Annotated in this window: 25 protein-coding genes and 2 pseudogenes; 4 read left to right on the top strand and 23 right to left on the bottom strand. The window is 62.0% G+C overall.

All coding sequences use genetic code 11. The features are described 5' to 3' along the window. Positions 1–180: 180 nt before the first annotated feature. Positions 181–409, top strand: a pseudogene (locus QQK43_RS03125) (3'-5' exonuclease); the annotation flags it as partial. Positions 410–424: 15 nt separating this feature from the next. Here QQK43_RS03125 and QQK43_RS03120 read toward each other — a convergent pair. The 8 genes from QQK43_RS03120 to QQK43_RS03085 form a co-directional block, all read right to left on the bottom strand. Further along, a complete protein-coding gene (locus tag QQK43_RS03120; protein WP_284306651.1) occupies positions 425–586 on the bottom strand; it encodes a hypothetical protein in 162 nt (53 codons plus the stop codon). Further along, positions 583–969 (bottom strand): ATPase, encoded by a 387-nt coding sequence (locus QQK43_RS03115; protein WP_284306650.1) that lies wholly within the window; start codon positions 967–969, stop codon positions 583–585. Before QQK43_RS03115 ends, QQK43_RS03120 begins: the two co-directional genes overlap by 4 nt. Positions 970–1,130: 161 nt before the next feature. Continuing rightward, positions 1,131–1,736 (bottom strand): plasmid pRiA4b ORF-3 family protein, encoded by a 606-nt coding sequence (locus QQK43_RS03110; protein ID WP_284306649.1) that lies wholly within the window; start codon positions 1,734–1,736, stop codon positions 1,131–1,133. Positions 1,737–1,745: 9 nt separating this feature from the next. Next, a complete protein-coding gene (locus tag QQK43_RS03105; RefSeq protein ID WP_284306648.1) occupies positions 1,746–2,093 on the bottom strand; it encodes a HepT-like ribonuclease domain-containing protein in 348 nt (115 codons plus the stop codon). After that, positions 2,083–2,391: a nucleotidyltransferase family protein gene (locus QQK43_RS03100; protein ID WP_284306647.1), complete on the bottom strand. Its 309-nt coding sequence runs from the start codon at positions 2,389–2,391 to the stop codon at positions 2,083–2,085. The genes QQK43_RS03105 and QQK43_RS03100 overlap by 11 nt, the downstream gene beginning before the upstream one ends. Before the next feature lie 103 nt (positions 2,392–2,494). Then, on the bottom strand, positions 2,495–2,683 hold the full coding sequence (locus QQK43_RS03095; protein ID WP_284306646.1) for a hypothetical protein: 189 nt from the start codon (positions 2,681–2,683) through the stop codon (positions 2,495–2,497). Between the two features lie 75 nt (positions 2,684–2,758). After that, positions 2,759–3,010: a DUF2442 domain-containing protein gene (locus QQK43_RS03090; protein ID WP_284306645.1), complete on the bottom strand. Its 252-nt coding sequence runs from the start codon at positions 3,008–3,010 to the stop codon at positions 2,759–2,761. After that, positions 3,003–3,269 carry a DUF4160 domain-containing protein gene (locus tag QQK43_RS03085; RefSeq protein ID WP_284306644.1) on the bottom strand — a complete coding sequence of 89 codons (267 nt, stop codon included), beginning with the start codon at positions 3,267–3,269 and terminating at the stop codon, positions 3,003–3,005. Before QQK43_RS03085 ends, QQK43_RS03090 begins: the two co-directional genes overlap by 8 nt. Positions 3,270–3,407: 138 nt before the next feature. On the opposite strand from QQK43_RS03085, the gene QQK43_RS03080 reads away from it, so the two are divergent. After that, positions 3,408–5,234 carry a 3'-5' exonuclease gene (locus QQK43_RS03080; protein WP_284306643.1) on the top strand — a complete coding sequence of 609 codons (1,827 nt, stop codon included), beginning with the start codon at positions 3,408–3,410 and terminating at the stop codon, positions 5,232–5,234. 17 nt (positions 5,235–5,251) lie between these two features. Here QQK43_RS03080 and QQK43_RS03075 read toward each other — a convergent pair whose 3' ends face one another. From QQK43_RS03075 to QQK43_RS03020, 12 genes and pseudogenes are all read right to left on the bottom strand, one after another. After that, a complete protein-coding gene (locus tag QQK43_RS03075) occupies positions 5,252–6,133 on the bottom strand; it encodes a GIY-YIG nuclease family protein (protein ID WP_284306642.1) in 882 nt (293 codons plus the stop codon). A 7-nt stretch (positions 6,134–6,140) separates the two neighbouring features. Further along, positions 6,141–6,857 carry a phospholipase D family protein gene (locus QQK43_RS03070; RefSeq protein WP_284306641.1) on the bottom strand — a complete coding sequence of 239 codons (717 nt, stop codon included), beginning with the start codon at positions 6,855–6,857 and terminating at the stop codon, positions 6,141–6,143. A gap of 127 nt (positions 6,858–6,984) precedes the next feature. Then, positions 6,985–8,403 (bottom strand): hypothetical protein, encoded by a 1,419-nt coding sequence (locus tag QQK43_RS03065; RefSeq protein ID WP_284306640.1) that lies wholly within the window; start codon positions 8,401–8,403, stop codon positions 6,985–6,987. 47 nt (positions 8,404–8,450) lie between these two features. Further along, positions 8,451–8,759: pseudogene (locus QQK43_RS03060) on the bottom strand (glutamine--tRNA ligase); the annotation flags it as partial. A gap of 218 nt (positions 8,760–8,977) precedes the next feature. Further along, positions 8,978–9,823 carry a hypothetical protein gene (locus tag QQK43_RS03055; protein ID WP_284306639.1) on the bottom strand — a complete coding sequence of 282 codons (846 nt, stop codon included), beginning with the start codon at positions 9,821–9,823 and terminating at the stop codon, positions 8,978–8,980. 117 nt (positions 9,824–9,940) lie between these two features. Continuing rightward, the gene (locus QQK43_RS03050) at positions 9,941–10,156 is read right to left on the bottom strand and encodes a hypothetical protein (protein ID WP_284306638.1); all 216 of its coding nucleotides are present in this window, start codon (positions 10,154–10,156) and stop codon (positions 9,941–9,943) included. Between the two features lie 173 nt (positions 10,157–10,329). Then, complete coding sequence (locus tag QQK43_RS03045) at positions 10,330–10,914, bottom strand: ATPase (RefSeq protein WP_284306637.1); 585 nt, start codon at positions 10,912–10,914, stop codon at positions 10,330–10,332. 6 nt (positions 10,915–10,920) lie between these two features. Beyond that, positions 10,921–12,777, bottom strand: coding sequence for a glutamine--tRNA ligase/YqeY domain fusion protein (locus tag QQK43_RS03040; RefSeq protein WP_284306636.1), 1,857 nt, complete (start codon positions 12,775–12,777; stop codon positions 10,921–10,923). A gap of 20 nt (positions 12,778–12,797) precedes the next feature. Continuing rightward, a complete protein-coding gene (locus QQK43_RS03035; protein ID WP_284306635.1) occupies positions 12,798–13,949 on the bottom strand; it encodes a glycoside hydrolase family 19 protein in 1,152 nt (383 codons plus the stop codon). Positions 13,950–13,962: 13 nt separating this feature from the next. Further along, positions 13,963–14,547, bottom strand: coding sequence for a hypothetical protein (locus QQK43_RS03030; protein ID WP_284306634.1), 585 nt, complete (start codon positions 14,545–14,547; stop codon positions 13,963–13,965). A gap of 15 nt (positions 14,548–14,562) precedes the next feature. Further along, complete coding sequence (locus QQK43_RS03025) at positions 14,563–15,696, bottom strand: glycoside hydrolase family 19 protein (RefSeq protein ID WP_284306633.1); 1,134 nt, start codon at positions 15,694–15,696, stop codon at positions 14,563–14,565. Further along, positions 15,693–16,313, bottom strand: a complete 621-nt coding sequence (locus tag QQK43_RS03020) for a hypothetical protein (protein WP_284306632.1) — start codon at positions 16,311–16,313, stop codon at positions 15,693–15,695. The genes QQK43_RS03025 and QQK43_RS03020 overlap by 4 nt, the downstream gene beginning before the upstream one ends. Positions 16,314–16,579: 266 nt before the next feature. Between QQK43_RS03020 and QQK43_RS03015 the strand changes: the two genes are divergently transcribed. Together QQK43_RS03015 and QQK43_RS03010 are read left to right on the top strand one after the other, a co-directional pair. Continuing rightward, positions 16,580–16,948, top strand: a complete 369-nt coding sequence (locus QQK43_RS03015) for a hypothetical protein (RefSeq protein WP_284306631.1) — start codon at positions 16,580–16,582, stop codon at positions 16,946–16,948. 150 nt (positions 16,949–17,098) lie between these two features. Then, the gene (locus QQK43_RS03010) at positions 17,099–17,551 is read left to right on the top strand and encodes a hypothetical protein (RefSeq protein WP_370465206.1); all 453 of its coding nucleotides are present in this window, start codon (positions 17,099–17,101) and stop codon (positions 17,549–17,551) included. 20 nt (positions 17,552–17,571) lie between these two features. On the opposite strand, the gene QQK43_RS03005 is transcribed toward QQK43_RS03010, so the two are convergent. The 3 genes from QQK43_RS03005 to QQK43_RS02995 are packed head-to-tail and all read right to left on the bottom strand — an operon-like array spanning position 17,572 to position 19,787. After that, on the bottom strand, positions 17,572–18,408 hold the full coding sequence (locus tag QQK43_RS03005; protein WP_284306630.1) for a LytR/AlgR family response regulator transcription factor: 837 nt from the start codon (positions 18,406–18,408) through the stop codon (positions 17,572–17,574). Next, a complete protein-coding gene (locus QQK43_RS03000) occupies positions 18,405–19,463 on the bottom strand; it encodes a sensor histidine kinase (protein WP_284306629.1) in 1,059 nt (352 codons plus the stop codon). The genes QQK43_RS03005 and QQK43_RS03000 overlap by 4 nt, the downstream gene beginning before the upstream one ends. Positions 19,464–19,511: 48 nt before the next feature. Beyond that, complete coding sequence (locus QQK43_RS02995; protein WP_284306627.1) at positions 19,512–19,787, bottom strand: 2TM domain-containing protein; 276 nt, start codon at positions 19,785–19,787, stop codon at positions 19,512–19,514. Positions 19,788–19,793 lie beyond the last annotated feature (6 nt).

Raw genomic sequence — 19,793 nt, 5'->3', positions numbered from 1 at the left:
TTTCGAGAAACGGTGCCGACGGGCGCTTGCGTGAGTTTCGCTTGGGGTAATGGTGTCGACTCATGGGTATTCCTCCTGAAATCATCTGAAGCCGATGATGCCGCAGCCTGAGAGGAGCGTTGTCGATGAGCCTGTCAATGTCGGCCCAAGCCAAAGCCCGCTGGCGTTTCGCTCGCTGTGTCTGGCGCGCCGACCCCCGCGCACGACAGCATCAAGGTGATGACGCTGCACGTCAGCAAAGGGCTGGAGTTCCCGGTGGTGGCGCTGGTGGGCGCCGGGCGCATGCCCGCCGAGGGCGAAGACGAACACGAGGAAGCGCGGCTGTTCTATCTGGGCGCTACGTGGGCGACGCAGCGCTTGGTGATTGGCTTGAGCGGGTGGCCGGTTTGGGCAGCGGTTGGCCGCCTGAGCGTCTGAAGCTGCGTCAGACCACCGGGTTGTTGATCGTCCCGCGCTTCCAGCCCTGGGTGGGCAACTTCAGGCCCTGTGCGGCCAGTTGCTTGCGTGCATGCGCTGCTGCTTGTTTGAGCGCTGCATCAATACGCGCCTGCTCACCCGTGGCCTGGGATGCTTGCTTGGATTTCAAGGGGCGATGGGCCGAAGCAGAAGCCATTTTTCAGAGTCTTTCACAGAAGTGCGCCGCGATGTTCCGGATGCAATGGTTTCCAAGCGACCGCTCGCATGATCAAGCACCGACCAGCGATCAGACAGCAGCAAATACAGCTCGAACAGATTGCTCAGGCTGCGTCGGAAGCGGCGATGAATGTCATCTGCCGGAATGTTGTGCTCGCCTTGCTTCACGCGGAGTGCCACCCGTTGAACCGCCAGATCGGAGGTGGGCAGCATCACGTAGGACAAGACCACCTGATAACCCGTGGCTTTGCGGTCGCGCAGGAACTTCGCGAAGCTGTGGCTCGACAGCGTGCTCTCGAAAGCGAAGCTGCCGCCCGATTGTGCCAACTCATGCAAACGCCGCAGCGGTCGACTTGCCGGCACCGTTCGGGCCGGCTATGACCACCACGGTCGGTTTTTTGGGGGGGAGCTCGCGTTCATGAGCGATGAGTCTACTGGCGTGTGCCGCCTCGGCAGACCTTCAGCAAACAGCCGCCGCGGTCCACCGGGCGGCCCCCTCACTTCACGCTGCGGGCGGGCTTCTTCAGTTTGGCGACTGCCTTTTGTAACGCCGAAAAGTCCAGGGAGCCTGGCTCGTGGTCGCCAAACATGTCGCGAGCGGTTTCATGGTCTTCATGATCGGCGTCGTACCAAGCGGCGGCCCAATACTCGGCACCCGGCGGGCCGCCGCAGTCTTCTGGCGGGCACCCATTCTGTGCCTTGAGCAAATGGGGCAATGGCACATGGGTTTCGCTGAAAGCCATCAACGTGATGGTGTGCAGCCACTCATCGCCAAAGTCGTAGAGGTACAGCAGCCGCTGTTTGGGCGCGGTCAGTAACTGAGAGAGCCTCACCTTGGCATCGTTGCCCATTGGCTCTCCCCAAGCGTCGGGGTTGGGCTTTTGCCACTTCCGCTGGTTCGGGATTTTCCAGAACGGTTCCGTCGAGCGAAGCGGCTGGGCGAAGGCATACAAATGCGCGTTCTCCCAACCCATGGCGGCCTGAATCACCGTGTGCAAGGTTCGCAGGGTGATGTTCGGGTCCACCAAGACCTCCCGGTAAATCGCCGGTTTGAAACTCTTCAGCTCAACCCGTAGCAGCAGCGCATTGTGCAAAGACGACATGGTTGCGTGTCAACTGCCCAGTTCGTCCAGCAAGGCCTGAACGGCCGACAGCAACCCCGGCAGCGTGTTCTGCGCGATGTTCCAGACCGTGTCCGGGTTCACGGTCGCGTAGCCGTGGATCAGCTGGTTGCGAAAGGCCACGATCTGCGGCACGTCCGGGATGCGGGCGGCCATCGCCGCATCCAGCTTCGCCAACTGGTTGAGCGCCTCGCCAATCACCTCGAACTTGCGCTCCACCGCCGCTTGCACCAGCTCATTGCTGACATAGTCCTTCACGTCCAGACCCGCCGTGAACGACTGGATCGCCTGCGCCGCCTCGCGCACATCCCACAGGAAGGCGCGCGGGTCACGCTGCATACACGGGCTCGCGATGGCGGTTGATGCTGGCCAGCACGTAGGGGTTGCGCACCGCACCCGGTTCCACCAGGTCCACACCCCGGCCCAGCAACTGCTCCAGCTCGGCCTTGGCGCCGTAGAAGCTGCGCAGGTCCGGCCGGGCGTCGGCGGTGAACTCGACCAGAAAGTCCGCGTCGCTGGTCTCGGCCACAAAGTCGTCGCCCCGCGCGGCCGAGCCAAAAACCTCCAGCCGGCGAATGCCGTAGCGCTGGCAGATGGCCGCGATGGACGCGCGGTGTTGGGCGATGGCGGGGTGCATGGGCGCGAGTGTACCGACGCAAACGCAAGGGCACGTCAGCAAAGGGCTGGAGTTCCCGGTGGTGGCGCTGGTCGGCGCCGGGTGCATGCCCGCCGAGGGCGGGTCAGACCACCGGGTTGCTGATGGTTCCGCGCTTCCAGCCTTGGGTGGGCAACTTCAGGCCCTGCGCAGCCACTTGCTTGCGGGCATGCGCTGCTGCTTGCTTGAGCGCTGCATCAATGCGTGCCTGCTCACCCGTGGCCTGGGATACTTGCTTGGATTTCACAGGGCGATGGACCGAAGCAGAAGCCATTTTTCAGAGTCTTTCACAGAGGTGCGGCGCGGTGTTCCGGACGCAATGGTTTCCAGGCGGCCGCTCGCAGCAGGCTCAAGCCACCTGCGCCGCATTCACCAGCTCATGGAGCCGGGCTCCCGATAGCTCCAACCCGTTCGGCCAGCACAGTGCTCCCGCGTCCACGAAACAGCGGCCGAAATATGCGGGGTCGCGCAGCGCGTCCAGCAGCGGCCCCTGTCGCGTGGCAAGGTATGCCGCCCCGTCAAAAACGCCCTGTGAGTGGTCGCTGAAGCTCAACTCCAGCGAATGGCCCTTCAGCGGCTTCACGTCCAGCAACTTAATCACGGTCGGCTCCTTGAATGCGGTCCAGTGGCTCGAAGTGCTGAGCCTTTTGCCAATTGTCGACCAACTCGGTCTGATGCAGCAAACACCACTCTTTGACGATGGATGCTACTTTGCGCGGCAATTGCCCTTGGGTGACCTCGCCTGTTGCAATGGCGACCAGCGCCTCAAACCCCTGGTACTCGACATGAATGTGGGGTGGTGGATGGTCGTCGTGCCACATGCGGACGACGATGCCGAAGAAGATGGCGATGGTGGGCATGGGACCTATTGCATGAGGTGAGCGGAATATGTTCTTCGCAACCCAGTGTACCGATGGGCACCGTTGACAGCGAGTGCGGCGGTGTTTCCTGCGAGTTGGTGCATCATCCGCCCAGGGAAACAAAAAGACACAAGTCAGATGGCCACACTCATCCCCGCCCTGGGCAGCTGCGTTGCACGCATGACGCCCGGCGAACGCCGCACCGCCGAGCGGCTGGAAGACAAGCTCGACGCCGACTACCTGCTCTGGTACGACGTGGCCGTCGGCCCCCGGCACCAGCACCCGGACTTTGTCGTCATGCACCCGCGCCGGGGCATCCTGATCCTGGAGGTCAAGGACTTCCGGCTCTCTACCCTGATCCAGGCCAACAAGCAGACCTGGGACATCCACGGCGAGCTCGGCCCCAAGACCATTCCCAACCCGCTGGAACAGGCCCGGCAGTACGCGCACCAGGTGGTGAACGCGCTGGAGCGCGACCCGCAGCTGGTGCAGCCCGAAGGCCGGCACCAGGGCAAGCTGGCCTTTCCGTGGAGCTACGGCGTGGTGCTGCCCAACATCACCCGCGCGCAGTTCGACAAGGCCGAACTCGCCCACGCCATCGAACCGCACCGCGTCATCTGCCAGGACGAGATGGGCGAACAGGTGGAACCCGAGGCGCTGCAAAGCCGGCTGTGGGACATGTTCCCCTTCATGATGGGCGGCGTCATGTCGCTGCCGCAGATGGACCGGGTGCGCTGGATCATGTTCCCCGAGGTGCGCGTGCAGGTGCAGGACCAGCTGTTTGACGACAGCGACGAAGCCGCCGAACTGCCCAGCATCATGCGGGTGATGGACCTGCAGCAGGAGCAGCTGGCCCGCAGCCTGGGCGACGGGCACCGCGTCATCCACGGCGTGGCCGGTTCGGGCAAGACCATGCTGCTGGGCTACCGCGCCGAACACCTGGCCAAGGCCCAGACGGCGGCCAGCAAACCCATCCTCATCCTCTGCTACAACGAGCCGCTGGCCCGGCAGATTGCGCGCGTGATGGCCGCCAAAGGCATTGCCGACCGCGTGCACGCCGTGCACTTCCACAAATGGTGTCGTCAACAACTGGTGGCTTACGGGCAAGACCTGCCGCCGCAGAACCTGCCTTGGGACGCCTTCTTTGAAGACATGGTCCAGCGCGTCATCACCGGCGTGGACCGCCGCCAGATCCCCAGCGGGCAATACCAGGCCGTGCTCATCGACGAAGGCCACGACTTCGCGCCCGAATGGCTGCGCCTGGTCGTGCAGATGGTGGACCCCGCCACCAACAGCTTGCTCGTGCTGTACGACGACGCGCAGAGCATCTACGACCGCACGCAGAAGAGCAAAAACTTCAGCTTCAAGAGCGTGGGCATCCAGGCGCAGGGGCGCACCACCATCCTCAAGATCAACTACCGCAACACACGGCAGATCCTTCAAACCGCCAGCCTCGTCGCGGCTGATCTGTTGACCGCCGAAGACAAGGACGACGACGGCGTGCCCCTGCTCAAGCCCGTGAGCTGCGGGCGCGACGGCGAAGCGCCGCTCATCGTGCGCCTGCCCACCCTGCGCGAAGAAGTGGCCCAGGTGGCCGAGCTGCTGGCCGCCGCCCACCGCGAAGGCCACGCCTGGGCCGACATGGCCATCCTCTGCCGCCACCACAGCGAAATGGACATGTGCGCCGAATTCCTGCGCAAACGCAAGCTACCGCACCAGCTGCGCCGCAACTCATCCAGCGTGTTCGACCCCGCGCACGACAGCATCAAGGTGATGACGCTGCACGTCAGCAAAGGGCTGGAGTTCCCGGTGGTGGCGCTGGTGGGCGCCGGGCGCATGCCCGCCGAGGGCGAAGACGAGCGCGAGGAAGCGCGGCTGTTCTATGTGGGGGCTACGCGAGCGACGCAGCGGTTGGTGATTGGGGCGAGTGGAACTGGGCGGTTCGGGCGGCAGTTGGCAGCCTGACCTGAGATCGGCTTGACTCAGTCTGGATCGGGGCTGTCTGGATCTGCCTCGACCGGTTGCCGCTTGACCTCGTCAAGCGTCTTGCCGCTCTTGTTTTTCCATTCGAGCCAGCCGTTTGCAGACCTACCCTGCAGTGCGACTGCCGCCATGCTCGGGCTAGTGAAGAGGTAGTCACGAGTCATCACCAACGCACCGTCTTGCAAGATCAGTACGCCGTCTTCAACCAGCTTCTCGCGGAAGCGCTCCCAAGACTTGCCCTGAATCGACGGAACGTTTTCCACTCGTCCGCGAGAACCCTTGTGAACGACAAAACCCTCGCTGGTGTACTCGCCGACGCCGTCAGCCCCTGAGCCTTTGCAATAGAACAGCTCCACTTCAGCCTTTGCGGCAGAAGCCGTGAGCGGCTCAAAAACGGGTTGCCCCAGCGTAGCCATCAAAGTCGCCGCAGTTTCATGGATTTCATGGCAATCAGCTTCGAGCGGTGGCGGGGTGTACGGGCGTGCACCTTCGTTGCCGTTTTCAAGTGCATACCGTGCCGCCTTGGCTGCCTCCGCGATAGAAAACCATTCCAGATACAAGGCATGGGTCTGCGTGAGGCTGTTGGTGAGCGACACCACCACCAGCGCGCGGTTCCAAAACTCTTTGGCCTGGTTGTGCTGGCTCAGGCGCTTGCCGACGTTGCCGCTCTGCCCAACATAGAGTCGTGTGAGACCGGCTTCGTTTGGATCGCCCAGCAAGAAATACACGCCGACCTGGGTGGCTTCAGGCAGTTTCATGAAGTCAGCGAGCAGGCTGCGAGGTACTTCAATCACGCGAACGATACGCGTCGTGATCTCTGCAACTCGCATCCCGCGCGGGTCGCCGGCGGGTAAGAAGATCTGGATGGTTTGAGGGCGCATGGTTTTCTCACACCGGATGGAAATCCTGCGGCCAGAGGAAGTACGGTCCAAACCGCGACTTCGCCACAAACTCCACGCCCGCCTTTTCACCCTTGGCGGTCATCACATGCTTCTCGCCATCCAGCGCCAGAAAACCCTGTTCGGTGGCGCGGTCCATGAACTGCGCGGTCTTCATGCCCAGCTTGGCCGCGATCTTGGATGAGGTCAGCTTGTCGCCGGCGGGCTCCGCGTCAGAGCCCTTGTCTGGCTCGGCTGCGGCGGCTTCGGGCTCGTTCGACACGCGCTCCAGCGAGATACGCACTTCGTCGCTGATGCGGATGATGCGCTGCGCCTCTTCGTAGGCGTCTTTGTAGAGCTGTGCATCCTCGCCCCGCTGAATCAGGATGCCCATCTCGTTGTTGTTCACCTGGCTGAACTCGTAGAGGTTCAGGCTGGTGATGATGCACATCTCCTCGTTCATGTAGCACTTGGCGTGCAGGTTCTTGCAGAAGCTGGTGCGGATGTAGGTCAGGCCGCGCAGCCACTCGATTTCCTGCGGCTGCAACTCGCTCTTGCCGTAGACGATGCGCACGTCGATCTTCAAGCGGTTTTTGTCCGCCAGAAGCTCCTTCATGCGGTCATTGAGCTTGAGGAAGGGGCTGATCAGGATCAGGCGGTCGGATGCGCCTTTGATCAATTCTTCCAGATGGTAATTGGTGCCGGTGGTGGATAGAAATTTGGCCATCTATTTTTTCTCCCTTGAAACAGGTAATTTGCCGCTCGCCTGATGAAAATCTAACTTCTAGGGGTAATTAAGGCAGAAGGCAAGACCTAACCCTGATGCCCCTCCAGCCTCCGCGGCGTGAGACCTTTTATTGGGTAAGCACCGTGTCTGTGGTTTTCTGCTTTTTGGGTTGTGCCCTCGATTTTGCGCTTTTTGGTGCTTCTGATTGCTTATTGTTAGCGGTGGTTGTCACTTCATCTGCGTCGGGAAGGTCTGATGTGATCGTGGAGCCAAATGAGTATCCAAATACGTCGAGATAGGCTTCGAGGAATTCTTGTTGCTTGCGGAAATTGAAGAATAGCGGCCAATTCCTATATGCGGACTCTGTGACTAGTTCCCCCTCTTTTCCGATCTTCCTCATTATTTGAGCTGCGTCTGAATACCTTTCTTCAAGCACCGCCCTTGCAAGAGAAAAATCTCGTAGAGTATCGCTCCAGTCTTCGGTGTTTAGATAGTCTGTTGCGGATTTTGATCCGTTTAAACGGCTAAGTGCGATTGCCTTGTTGATAACTCTGATTCTTCGGTCGACGCCGGAGGTTTGTTTGGTAATTACAGGTGACAGGCCGAATTCTGAGAGTCTGAGTGCCCCTCGAAAATTTTGTGTGCGCAACTTCTCATACACTAAATGGTTTAAATGTGAATTAGCAAGATTGTGCTCTGCTGGGAAAATTCTTCTCCACAGCGTGTGCCCAAGCATAATTCCTGTTATTTCAACAACTTCACAGGCGCGGAAAAAGTACTCAGGACTTAGAGATAGCTGGGAACCTTTTGGTTTTAGTTTTTTCGAGTCAGAACCATTCGCGCTGCAAACGGAGATATATTGATCGCTGACTATGCCGCCCACGTGTGTGAATAGGTTTCTTCTCTGGCTGGCTTCGACAAAGTCCGTCCATTCATCGAACTTTGTTAGTGTGAGTTCGTAGTCCTTCTCTAGTGTCTGGAACTGCTTTGGGTAGCTTTCTCTTCTCAGGTTCTCGATTTCTTTTTCTAATAGATCGTTTTTGAGTGCGTCTATTGTTGGAAGGCTCTTTAGTTCGCCGATTGTGATTTCGCGTTTGAGGTGGAAGAACTTTGATTCATCTAGTGTTGCGATGGAGCGAATTAGATTTCCAGTGTAGTTGTCGAATTCGCAAAAAAGTTGAATGAAAAGTCCTCGAACGATTGCATCAGGCATTTTGGATGCAAGTAGCATATCGACATTCCTAGCGGTTTCCAGGACTCCTGCGATCGCTTCTGCCTGCTCTGATCCGTTTGACTTTTTTATTGCCTCCAAGTTTTTCCTCTGTCGTGCAGCTAGCTTCCGCATGAATCTAATTTGAGTTTTTTGTGCGTGCGGGACTGCCACAGATAGTGCCCATGCGATATCGGTTACGCATGAAATCAAGGTTTCTATTGAATTTGCAATTGGGTGTTTTGAGAGGTCTGGCCCACTTGATTTGATGGCAACTTTGGGTATTGTTATGACTGAGTTTTTTGGATTTGCTGTTGCTTTTGTATTGGTTGCCATCATTTCTTCCCTTCGTGAAATGCAGAATTTTTGGCCGCTATGGACTCTCATCTGCCCCAAGAATCCTTCAACCCCGTCACCCGGTTAAACACCACTTTCCCGCCCACCCCGTGGTCCGCGCGGTCGGCCACAAAGTAGCCGTGGCGCTCAAACTGGAACTTCTGGTCCGGCTGGGCGGCGGCCAGTGACGGCTCCACGTAGGCCGTCACCACCTTCAGGCTGTCCGGGTTCAGCGCGTCCAGGAAGTTCTTGCCGCCCGCGTCGGGTTGCGGGTCGGTGAACAGGCGGTCGTAAGTGTTGGCTATGGTGGGCACTTCGGCGCTCACGCTATCGGCGGTGCCCACCCAGGTGATGGCGGTGTTGCTATGAATGTCGGTGTGCATCATTAAGCCCATACTTTGTCTGACTATCCGGCTCCGCACCAAGCCGCTTGACTTGTTTCAACGCTTCCGGGTGGCCCGCTTGTCGTGCATGCGGGCAGAAGCTGGTGGCAGCTTCGATTGGGGGCGTAATCCCTTGCCCGAGTTCATGGGTATCGCGAGGGTTTCGCTGGTTGCAGGCCGCCGAGCGCACGTTACAGGATAACCAGCTGCGCTGCCGTTCGCTTGTCCTCCACGATGAAGCGCTGCGTTCCTCTGTTTGAGCCCACCATTTCGTGTGTAACGAGGGCGTCCCCCAGATCCTCAATCAGGATAAGCTTCACAGTCACCAAGCCGGCCTTGCTCTCTTTGATGACGTTGGGTGTTTCGGCATTCAAGGACTTTTGGAATCTTCCTTGCTGATCCATGAGGATCACTTGAGCAAGTACACCGTAGGCATGGGAAAGGTGGCGGTGGAAGAGGCGGAGCTTGTCGTTGCCCCAAGCGTTGCCTGCGCCTTGAACCGGCAGTGCAAGCCCAGAGTTGTAAAGGTAAGTGCGTGTCTGGCGTTTACCTTCGGAATCCAGGAAATCCACCTTTACTTGTGGTTCAAGGTTGAAGTTGCCGTCGCCAACATGGACCATTCGCACCATCGGTGTCAGATGCATGTCCAGGTTGGCAGCATGCTGATTGCTCAGGTTCAATGTGCGAGGCTTCAACGCCTCTGCCGCCCGCTGCAATGATTGCGTGACGGCCGGTGCAAGCGTCACACCAAACTCAGGTGGAATCTGTTTGGCCAGACGCGCGTTGCCTGCGCTGGTGTTGTCCACCAGAATAACGCCCACGAAGAAGAAGCTCGTCGGAGCGCCGCTTACGTACACGTTTGATTGCGCCAAGCGAACGTCACTGCCAGGCATGTCGGTCCACATGGACAGCCCGTCGTCAGAAATGGATGCCGTCACAGGACCTGTTCCGCTCTTGTACTGAACTGTCGGTGACATGGCGCAGCCCGCAAGCAAGGTGATGGCAATGACGGCGACTGCGAAGGACTGTCTGATCAAGATATTCCCCTGATTGGTTTTCGGTTGATGGTGCGGTCCTGGGTTCCTGGTTTGGTGGCCTCGCTCTTGGTGGCGGGTATGGACCGGATCGGTCTGTGCAAGCTGGCTATACCCGGCTCAGCGGTTGGCCGCTGGGGCACCGTTGGCTTGCCGGGCCTGTTGCCCCATTCGCACGAAGTGCGAGCACTGTTCCACCCATTGCAGGCGCTGCAGTGGTGTGAGTTGAGCAAAGGCCATCAGGCGCTCGTCGCTGACGTGGTAGGTGCGCTGGCCGCGCTGTTGTCGCGCGGTGATGCACCGGTCCAGCGCGATTTCGAGTGGGGTGGCGAGCATTTGATGGGTTCGCTGTCAGTGCGCCAACGGTTTGGCGGACTTGCTGGTTGGCCGTTTCGAACTCTGGGGCTTTGGCTTCTCGGCCGGCACGGTTTGGCCGAATGCTTGGGCGAGGCGATGGGCCTTTTGTGCAGATTGATTGAGCGCCCTTTGCAAGGCGCGCGGGCTTGGGGTCAGCTGCGGGCCAGGGTTTGGAGTCTTTTCCATCTTTTGGGGTCCTCTACGATCAGTTGACCGTTTCGTAGGTGGGCCACGGCTTGGGCTGTGGTCCCACTGGAGTTGTCAAACACCATCCATTCGTTTGCTACGTCGGCATACAGGCGAAAGAAGTTGGACAGGCTGCGTCCAAATCGGCGCTTGATGTCTTCGGCGGGTACGCTATGGCCGCCTTGGGCCACCCGGTGTTTGACACGTCGCAGGGCAAGGCCGCTGCTGCTGAGTGCGAAATAAAAGATGGCGACGTGGTAGCCCTGCTGTTTGAGGCGCTGCAGAAAGGGGTGAAAGCTCCTGCTCGACAGCGTGGATTCAAACGCGAAGTCGGCTCGCGCCGCGCTCAATTCGCGCAACCGATTCAACATGATGCGGCCAGCCGCCAAAGCGACGGTCTGAGCCTGTTGTCCAGCCAAGCCGCGCGCGATGTAGTCGGCGTTGACAAAGGTGGGAATGCGCAATTCGGCCAAGATCGCGTCGGCATGGGTTGATTTGCCTGCGCCGTTGGGCCCGGCAAACACCACGACGCGAGGGGCGGGTTGCTTCATAGCCACTCACTTCCCCCAAGAATCCTTCAACCCCGTCACCCGGTTGAACACCACTTTCCCGCCCACGCCGTGGTCCGTGCGGTCTGCCACAAAGTAGCCGTGCCGCTCAAACTGGAATTTCTGGTCGGGCTTGGCCGCAGCCAGTGATGGCTCCACGTAGGCCGTCACCACCTTCAGGCTGTCGGGGTTCAGCGCGTCCAGGAAGTTCTTGCCGCCCGCGTCGGGTTGCGGGTCGGTGAACAGGCGGTCGTACAGGCGCACTTCGGCGCTCACGCCGTCGGCGGCGCCCACCCAGGTGATGGCGGCTTTGGCCTTGACGCTGTCGGCGCCGGGGGTGCCGCTCTTGGTGCCGGCAATCACTTTGGCGTGCACTTCGGTCACCTGGCCGTCGGCATCCTTGGCGCCCACGCCGGTGCATTCGATGACGTAGCCGCCCTTCAGGCGCACCACGTTGCCGGGGAACAGGCGCTTGTAGCCCTTGGGCGGCACTTCTTCAAAGTCTTCGCGTTCGATCCAGACGTCCTTGCCGATCTTGAACACGCGGTCGGGCGGGGGCGTTTGCCCCTCGGCAATGGCGCTGTGGGGCAGGGCGGGCTGGGTGCAGTCTTCGGTGTAACCGTCCGAGCCGAACACCTCGGCCCAGTTGGTGAGCACCAGCTTGACGGGGTCGAGCACGGCCATGCCGCGGTGGGCTTTGTTTTCCAGGTCTTCGCGCAGGCAGCCGTCGAGCGTGCTGTAGTCGATCCACGAATCGCTCTTGGTCACGCCGATGCGTTCGGCAAACAGCTGGATGGCTTCGGGCGTGTAGCCGCGGCGGCGCAGGCCGACGATGGTGGGCATGCGCGGGTCGTCCCAGCCACTGACCTTTTTCTCGTTCACCAGCTGCGCCAGCTTGCGCTTGCTGGTGATGACGTAGGTGAGGTTCAGGCGCGCAAATTCGTACTGCCGCGGCGGCGGGGCCTTGAGCAGGCCGCCTTCGATGAGGCGCTCCATCAGCCAGTCGTAGAAGGGGCGCTGGTCTTCAAATTCCAGCGTGCAGATGGAGTGGGTGATCTGCTCCAGCGCGTCCTCGATGGGGTGCGCGAAGGTGTACATGGGGTAGATGCACCAGGCGTCGCCCGTGTTGTGGTGCGTGGCGCGGCGGATGCGGTAGATGGCCGGGTCGCGCATGTTGATGTTGGGCGACTGCATGCTGATCTTGGCGCGCAGCACGGCGGCGCCGTCGGCCAGTTTGCCGTCGCGCATGTCGCGGAAGCGGGCCAGGTTTTCTTGGGGGCTGCGGGCGCGGAAGGGGCTGTCCACGCCGGGCTTGCCGAAGTCGCCGCGGTTGACGCGCATTTCTTCGGCGGTCTGTTCGTCCACATAGGCGTGGCCGGCGGTAATCAGGTATTCGGCCGCGCGGTACATGAAGTCGAAGTAGTTCGACGCGTAGTACAGGTGCTGTTCGGTCTTGCCGTTGAAGCTGCTCTGCCAGCCAAAGCCCAGCCACTGCACCGCGTCGAGGATGGAGTCGACGTACTCCTTTTCTTCCTTCTCGGGGTTGGTGTCGTCAAAGCGCATGTGGCAGACGCCGCCGTAGTCGCGCGCCAGGCCGAAGTTCAGGCAGATGCTCTTGGCGTGGCCCACGTGCAGGTAGCCGTTGGGCTCGGGCGGGAAGCGGGTGCGGATCTTGGCCGGGTCGGGCTGGCCGGCGTCGTGGAAGGCGGCATCGCCCGGGCCACCGCCCCACTGGCGGCTGGCGTAGGTGCCTTGCTCTAGGTCTTTTTCGATGATCTGGCGCAGGAAGTTGGAGACCTTGTGCTCGGCGCCGTCGGCGGCGGGGGCGTTGTTTTTGTGGTGGGAAGAGGTGTTGCTGGAGCTCATCCGCCCATTCTAGGGCGGCGTCAGCGCTGCAGCGCCAGCGGTTCGGTGCCGCTCGCGAAGGCGAGGTCTACACCGGTTTCCCGGGGGGCCGGGGTGGCGGCCAGGGCCAGTTGCGTCACCGATTCGCTGGCGGGCGTGTTGGCCGCATCCAGCGCGCCCATCTGCCCTTCTTGGAGCGGGCTGCCGTTGCCGTTGAACTGGGCAAAGTGGATGAGCCCCTGTTCGACCTTCAGGTGCGTGATGCCGGTCAACCCCTGCGCCTGGGCTCGCTGGGCGAGGGCGAAGACGGTGTTGTCCATGCCCGGGTCCCAGGGCAGGCGGTAGCGCTCGGCGAGGTTGCGGACGTGGTGCTCGCTGTCTTGGATGAGCTGCAGGCTCTGCGGTGAGAGGCTCAAACTGGGTTGGAGGCGAAGCGGTGTCTGCTCGGGCGGGGTTGGTGAGCGCGTTGCTTGCTCGTCAGGCAAGGGGTAGCGCGCCAGCGCTTCTTGCAGGTAGCCTTCTTTGCCAAGGGCGGCTTCCCAGGCGGCAGCATTGGCTTGGCGGTCGGCGAGGCCTTTGACCTGATTTCCGATGCTTCCCGTGTTGATGATGGAGCCCGCCTCGACGACATCGGTGCGCGCCTGTCCCTTTGATTGAACGGCGGTTTGCCAGTAGTTGATGGCCAGGAGCTCGGCGTTTGGCTCGTTGGCAGCCAGTTCAGGGTGGTTCAGCAGATCGAGGCCCGTTGATGTGGCGTAGGCAGCGTAGTTCTTCTTGCCGGTAAGTTGCACATAGCCGCGGCCCCGGTAGTTGTAGCCGTCTCCGGGTTCGGTGTTGCCCAAGGCCCTGGCACCGTAGGCGCCTCCGTAGACCTGTTCGGCAACGGTCCGAGCGCGTTCTGTTTTGTCCGGAATGGCCGCAATGTCATTTGCCCGTTGGCTAGTCAGGCCATTGCGGGGGCCGAACACGTCAAACAGGCGGCCGCCGCTGTAGTTCAGGTTTTCTTCCAACTTGGAGAAGTTCTGACTTTCGTGCTGAACCTGCCCCATGAAGTTGGCGAGTTCTTGGGGATCGGTGATACCGCTGCGGTAGGCGTGTGCCAGAAGCGACTCGGCGCGTTGCCGCTGTTGATCGCTGTTCAGATGCGGGACATACGGGGCAGGCACAAGCACTCCTTCGGTTTCCTCCGGCATTCACTCGGGTTGCTCAGTTCGTCGCAGGAGGGAGCTGGAGCAATACCGCATCGAAGTTTTCTCGATGCACTCTGTTCGTACAGTACGAATCGCCTCTCGTGGGCGCAGGCTCCACATGCCAGCCGGGAGGGAGGTTTTCAGGTGTCAGGCTGACCGGCGTCTCGGCGTCGCCATTCGCGTAAAAGAAGGTGCCTTTTTGAGAGATGGCCTTCACGTAGGGCCAAGCCGACATCGTGCTCCCTGACGACAGGTATTTTTTGTACTCGCTGGGTTTGTCCGGATAGCTGTGTTGCACTTGCCCATGCAGCGAGCCCACCACGAGGTAGGCGTAGCCCGGGTTGTCTTTGGGCTGGCCGGCGAACTTCTCAAACCCTGGCGAGGCACACAGCGACAGCAGCCGGTGATCGTGCAGTTCGCAGGAGAAGCCGACCGTTTCCTGTGGTCGGCAGTTGTGGGTCAGGGTTGGCGCGCTGTGCTGGGGGGGCGGCTGTGAAGGGCCTGCAGCGCAGGCGCTGAGCGACAGGGCAACCAGGGACCAGAACAGGACTCGACAGAGAACGGATTGTCCGATGGTGGGTGCAGGAGACGTGGCGCGCATCGGAGGACTCGGAAGTCAGTGGTGGAGAACGAAACCCGGCGCCAGGAGCTGGGTTTCCGGTGTGGTTAGGGGGCGGGGTTCTGCGCCTGTCATGGACGTCACCGACGCGTAAGCCGGCGTGTTGGCCGCATCCAGCGCGCCCATCTGCCCTTCCTTGAGCGGGCTGCCGTTGCCGTTGAACTGGGCAAAGTGGATGAGACCCTGTTCGACCTTCAGGTGCGTGATGCCGGTCAACCCCTGCGCCTGGGCTCGCTGGGCCAGGGCAAAGACGGTGTTGTCCATGCCCGGGTCCCAGGGCAGGTGGTAGCGCTCGGCGAGGTTGCGGACGTGGTGCTCGCTGTCTTGGATGAGCTGCAGGCTCTGCGGTGAGAGGCTCAAACTGGGTTGGAGGCGAAGCGGTGTCTGCTCGGGCGGGGCTGGTGAGCGCGTTGCTTGCTCGTTAGGCAAGGGGTGGCGCGCCAGCGCTTCTTGCAGATAGCCGTTGCCGATGGCCTCTTCCCAGGCGGCAGCCTTGGCTTGGCGGTCGGCGAGGCCTTTGACTGCATTTCCGATCTGACCTGTGTTGATGATCGAGCCCGCGTCGGTGACGCTAGCTCGCGCATTGCCCTTTGTTTGGACGTTGTCCTTCCAATATTGAATGGCCAGTGTTTCGGCGTTTCCCGGGTTCGCTGCCAGCTCGGGTTGATTGACCAGATCGAGTCCGGTTTTTTGTTGGTACTCTGCGTAGTTGCCTCTTCCGGTCAACTGGATGTAGCCACGGCCTCGGTACAGGTAGCCGTCACCAGGCTCAACGTTGCCGAGGCGCCTTCCACCCCATTCACCCCCATAGATCTTGTCGGCAATCGCCTGGTTTCGCTGTTGACGGTCGCCGATGGCTGCGAGCGCATTCGCTTCGTTTTCGGTCAGTCCGTTGCGAGGGGGAACTTCAGCGTCACCTTTGAAGGTCTGCCACAGCACGGAGCCCCGGTAGTTCAGGTTTTCTTCGAGGCGGGAGAAGTTCTGACTTTCGTGCTGCGTCTGCCCCATGAAATTCGCCAGTTCTTTGGCATCGGTGATGCCGCTGCGGTAGGCCGTTACCAACAGGGATTCAGCCCGCTCGCTCTGCTGGGCTGTGGCCAGTCCAGGAATGGCAGGAGTGGTGGCGCTCATGGTTGTGACGCCTTGACTTTTTCAGCTTTGCGCCGCTCCCACTCTTTGAGGCGCCACACGGAAGCGTGTGTCACCCCCATGGCGTGAAAGTTGTCGAATTCCAGCACGCGGACACAGGCGCGTGGCTTGTTTTTTTCGCTGACCGACCAACCCTCGGGCAAATTCTCCGGCGTCCATTGGCCGGCTCCGAGTGGGTCGGTGTCATCCCGTTCGGCCAGGAAAAAGAACTCTCCCTTCTCGGACGTGACGAACATGTAGGGAATGCCGTTGGAGGGCACGTCGGTGAAGAAGTGCTGCTTGTAGTCGTAGGGGTTGGGCGGGTAGCTGTATTGCACCCTCCCTTCTGAGGTGCCGACGACCAGATAAGCGTAGCCCGGGTTGTCTTTGGGCAGGCCCTTGAATATGGCGAACCCCGGCGACGCGCACATCGACAGCAGCCGGTGATCGTGCAGTTCGCAGGAGAAGCCGACCGTTTCCTGTGGTTGGCAGTTGTGGGTCAGGGTTGGCGCGCTGTGCTGGGGGGGCGGCTGGGAAGGGCCTGCAGCGCAGGCGCTGAGCGACAGTGTGAGCGCAGCCAATGCGGGCAGCGTGCCGGCGGGACGGTTGAGGAAATGCATGGCAACCCTGAATTTGTTGGGGATTTAATTCATTTTATGTACACCTTCGGGCCCGTGATGGCGCGGCCTGCCATCCGGACTGTGAGCGGATGGGCAAGGGCATGGCGGGCTGCGTCTGCCGCCGTAGGGCGGGGGCTTGCCGGGAAGTGATGGCCGGGGTGTGAGCGCTGTGGCGCCGGGCGTTTGGGGTTACGCTTTGTTTCGGCTATCGTTGCAATCCAGCCGGCTGCAAAGCCGTGCATCAGCACTGAAACTGGAGGAACCCGATGCAGCCGAACGACAACCCGGACACCGTGAGCGTAGACGAACACTCCCACTGGGAAGCCACGCAGATGGAAGATGTGTTCCTGCCGTCGGTGCGGGTGCAGCTCGGCTGGGCCGATGTGGAGAGGGCGGTGGACCGGGGCGCGATCGTGCCGCAGCACGCGCATGCGCTCTGGGCAGCCTGGGCTGCGCCGGGGGGGCCCACCCGGGTGGGCGCCGACACGCACCACCAGCCGGCGTTTGAAAACACCGTGGCCGATGACCCTGACCTGCTGCCGGCGTCTGACCCAAGCCCGTCGCCTTGGTGGCGTTGGGGTTCGTTGGTGGTGGCCGCGTTGCTGGGGGCTGGTGTGACCTTTTTCCTGCGTTGACGCAGCGGGTGCCAGCCAGCGCCCAGATTCGGCGCGCAATTTAACGTTTCGTAACGCCTTTGACCGAAGAAGCGGCATGCGTTACAGCGTGAACGCCTCTAATGCGGTCAGGACAGAACAGGTGTTTTGTCCCCCAACAGGAGCAACACGATGGAAACGACAACTTTGCGTGCGGACAGCGGCCGTGGCGCGCGCTGGCTGGCGATGGCGGCGCTGGCGGCCGGTGCCTGGGGCCTGAGTGCGATGGCCACCCAGGCGCATGCGCGGGACGACGTTTACTGGTCGATCGGTGTGAACTCGCCCGGCGTGTCGGTGGGTGTGTCCAACGCGCGTCCGGTGTATGTGCAGCCGGCACCCGTGTACGTGCAACCGGCGCCGGTCTATGTGCGACCGCCACCGATGTATGTGCAGCCGGCACCTGTGTATGTGCAGCCGGCCCCGGTGTACCGGCCGGGCTATTACGTGCAGCCGGTGGTGCAGCCGCAGCCGGTCTATGTGTACCCGGGCTGGCGCCATGGGCACAACAGGTGGCGCGATGACGACCGCCGCGGCCCGCGCCACCGTGACCGCGACGGTGACCGCCGGGGTGGCAACCGCTACTGATCGCCGAGTTCGCAGGGCGGTTACATTGCCTTGAACAGCGGGGCGTAGAGCCGGCTGATGGCCCAGCGCCCGGGGTGGTCGCGCAGCGTCAGATGCAGTTTCCCGGCCTCGTCGCGCAGCACGCTGTGAATGGCGGTGGCGCGAACCACGGTGCTGCGGTGGATCTGCCAGAAAACGCTGGCGTCGAGCTGGGGCAACAATTCCCGAAGGGGCGTGCGAATGAGCAGTTCGCCGCCCCTTTCTGCTGCGTGCGCGGTGGTGATCACGCGCACGTATTTGTCGGCCGCTTCGAACACCAGCACCTCGTCCACCGGTACCAGGCGCAGGTGAGCGCCGGCGCTGGCCTGGATCACTTTCAGCGTGGCGTGGGGCGGTGGTGCCAGCAGGGCGCGCAGGCGCTGCAGCGTGGCGTCATCGGGCTGCAGGGCGTCGCGGGAGGCGGGGGCCACCAAAGGGCGCCGTGTCGCCAGCAAGGCCTGCACCCGTTGCACCGTGCGTGCCAGTCGCTCCGGCACCACGGGTTTGAGCAGATAGTCCACCGCCTGGGCCTCGAAGGCCTGCAAGGCATATTGGTCGTAGGCCGTCACGAACACCAGCACCGGGAAGGGGGCCGTATCGGGCCCGCTGTCGGGCCACTCTTCGGCCAGCTCGGCCGCGGCCTCCAGGCCGCTCTGGCCGGGCATGCGGATGTCGAGAAACAGCACGTCGGGCCGGCAGTCCAGTGCCTGCTGAACGGCGGCCACGCCGTCGCAGGCCTCGGCCACGATGCGCAAGTCGGGCCAGGTTTGCGCCAGCTCGGCCTGCAGCGCGGCGGCGAGCAGGGGTTCGTCTTCGGCGATAAGGGCGGAGGCGTTCATGGCGATGGGGTGGCCGCTGCGGGCCGCAGCGGCAATTGCAGGCGCACGCGGGTGCCCTGGCCGCGGGCACTGTGCCAGTGCAGGCGGGCTTGCGGGCCGTAGGCGTTGAGCAGGCGCTCGCGCACATGGGTAAGGCCGAAGCCTTCGGTGGGGTCGCCGTCGCAGCCGATGCCGTCGTCGCGCACTTCGAGCCAGAGGGTCTGGCCGTCGCTTTCGGCTTGCACGGTGATTTCGCCGCCGAGCCGTGCGGGTTCGAGACCGTGGCGGATCGCGTTTTCCACCAGGGGCTGCAGCAGCAGTGGCGGCACCGGGTGGCTGGCCAGGGTGTCGGGTAGCGTCAGGGTGCAGCGCAGGCGCGCGCCCATGCGCACGCTCATCAGTGCCAGATAGTCACGCAGGCGGTCGTATTCGTCGGCCAGTGGGTGCCGGGTATTGCGCGAGGCCTGCAAAGTGGCGCGGAGGAAGCGGTTGAGCTGGTCCAGCATGGCGATGGCGCGCGGGGGATCGGTGGCGATCAGGGCCCGCAGATTGGCCAGTGTGTTGAACAGCATGTGCGGCTCCAACTGGCTCTGCAGCAGGCGCAACTGTGATTCAGCGGCCAGGCCGCGCGCCTGCAGCATCTCGCGTTCCAAGTAAGCGCTGCGGCCCCGGCTGTAGAAGTAGTAAACGCCCACCACCGCCGCCACCAGCGTGATCAGCAGACTGCGTCGGATCTCGGCCTGCAGGTCGACGGGTGTGTCGGTGCGGTACCAGCCGAAGCGTTGGCACAGCAGGTCGGCCAGGGCATTGCCCAGCAGGTAGCCGGTTGCAATACCGGCCAGCACCAGCAGCACACCCGGCCAGCCGTGTGGCCAGCCCGTGCCGCGACCTGCGGGCAAGGCGTGCCGGCCAAGGTCGATCACGGCCCAGGTGATGAGGCCGATACACAGCGAATAGGCCAGCAGGGGTTGCCAGGGTCGGTCGGGCGCAAAACCGTATTGCAGCGCCGCGATGGCCAGGCAGAAACCGGCGGTCTGGGCCGCGTGCCGTGCTGCCGATGACCAGGGAATGGGCATGCCGAGGATTCTAGAGAGGCCGGTGTGCCCGTGTGGGGCTGCGGAGCTTCAGTTGCGGGGGGGCAGCCCGAGGCGGATGCGTTCGCGCTCGACCTGTTTTTCCAGCACGTCGCTGCCGTGCAGAAACACCACCACGCCGTGGATGGCCAGACCCAGGCCCCAGCCGAGCGTGGGGAAAATGGCCCAGTCGCGGCCGGCATGTTGCGCAAGGGTCCAGAGAAGCAGGGTGACCAGCGCGTACACGCTGGCGTGCACGTACCAGCCCAGTTTCATGCCGGCACGGCGGCGGGCGAGGTGTTCCAGGGTGTCGGGGTGGGGGTGCATGGTGGG

This window comes from Hydrogenophaga electricum, assembly GCF_030160815.1.
GTDB classification, from domain to species: domain Bacteria; phylum Pseudomonadota; class Gammaproteobacteria; order Burkholderiales; family Burkholderiaceae_C; genus Hydrogenophaga; species Hydrogenophaga electricum.
The sequence above is the reverse complement of the archived record's forward strand: the minus strand, read 5'-3'. Positions and strand labels throughout refer to the sequence as shown.

Coding starts and splice junctions, on each gene's coding strand:
- QQK43_RS03110 (WP_284306649.1), bottom strand. CDS start 1,736: ATGTCGTCTTTGCACAATGCGCTGCTGCTACGGGTTGAGCTGAAGAGT.
- QQK43_RS03105 (WP_284306648.1), bottom strand. CDS start 2,093: ATGCAGCGTGACCCGCGCGCCTTCCTGTGGGATGTGCGCGAGGCGGCG.
- QQK43_RS03100 (WP_284306647.1), bottom strand. CDS start 2,391: ATGCACCCCGCCATCGCCCAACACCGCGCGTCCATCGCGGCCATCTGC.
- QQK43_RS03095 (WP_284306646.1), bottom strand. CDS start 2,683: ATGGCTTCTGCTTCGGTCCATCGCCCTGTGAAATCCAAGCAAGTATCC.
- QQK43_RS03085 (WP_284306644.1), bottom strand. CDS start 3,269: ATGCCCACCATCGCCATCTTCTTCGGCATCGTCGTCCGCATGTGGCAC.
- QQK43_RS03080 (WP_284306643.1), top strand. CDS start 3,408: ATGGCCACACTCATCCCCGCCCTGGGCAGCTGCGTTGCACGCATGACG.
- QQK43_RS03075 (WP_284306642.1), bottom strand. CDS start 6,133: ATGCGCCCTCAAACCATCCAGATCTTCTTACCCGCCGGCGACCCGCGC.
- QQK43_RS03070 (WP_284306641.1), bottom strand. CDS start 6,857: ATGGCCAAATTTCTATCCACCACCGGCACCAATTACCATCTGGAAGAA.
- QQK43_RS03065 (WP_284306640.1), bottom strand. CDS start 8,403: ATGGCAACCAATACAAAAGCAACAGCAAATCCAAAAAACTCAGTCATA.
- QQK43_RS03050 (WP_284306638.1), bottom strand. CDS start 10,156: ATGCTCGCCACCCCACTCGAAATCGCGCTGGACCGGTGCATCACCGCG.
- QQK43_RS03045 (WP_284306637.1), bottom strand. CDS start 10,914: ATGAAGCAACCCGCCCCTCGCGTCGTGGTGTTTGCCGGGCCCAACGGC.
- QQK43_RS03040 (WP_284306636.1), bottom strand. CDS start 12,777: ATGAGCTCCAGCAACACCTCTTCCCACCACAAAAACAACGCCCCCGCC.
- QQK43_RS03035 (WP_284306635.1), bottom strand. CDS start 13,949: ATGCCGGAGGAAACCGAAGGAGTGCTTGTGCCTGCCCCGTATGTCCCG.
- QQK43_RS03030 (WP_284306634.1), bottom strand. CDS start 14,547: ATGCGCGCCACGTCTCCTGCACCCACCATCGGACAATCCGTTCTCTGT.
- QQK43_RS03025 (WP_284306633.1), bottom strand. CDS start 15,696: ATGAGCGCCACCACTCCTGCCATTCCTGGACTGGCCACAGCCCAGCAG.
- QQK43_RS03020 (WP_284306632.1), bottom strand. CDS start 16,313: ATGCATTTCCTCAACCGTCCCGCCGGCACGCTGCCCGCATTGGCTGCG.
- QQK43_RS03015 (WP_284306631.1), top strand. CDS start 16,580: ATGCAGCCGAACGACAACCCGGACACCGTGAGCGTAGACGAACACTCC.
- QQK43_RS03010 (WP_370465206.1), top strand. CDS start 17,099: ATGGAAACGACAACTTTGCGTGCGGACAGCGGCCGTGGCGCGCGCTGG.
- QQK43_RS03005 (WP_284306630.1), bottom strand. CDS start 18,408: ATGAACGCCTCCGCCCTTATCGCCGAAGACGAACCCCTGCTCGCCGCC.
- QQK43_RS03000 (WP_284306629.1), bottom strand. CDS start 19,463: ATGCCCATTCCCTGGTCATCGGCAGCACGGCACGCGGCCCAGACCGCC.
- QQK43_RS02995 (WP_284306627.1), bottom strand. CDS start 19,787: ATGCACCCCCACCCCGACACCCTGGAACACCTCGCCCGCCGCCGTGCC.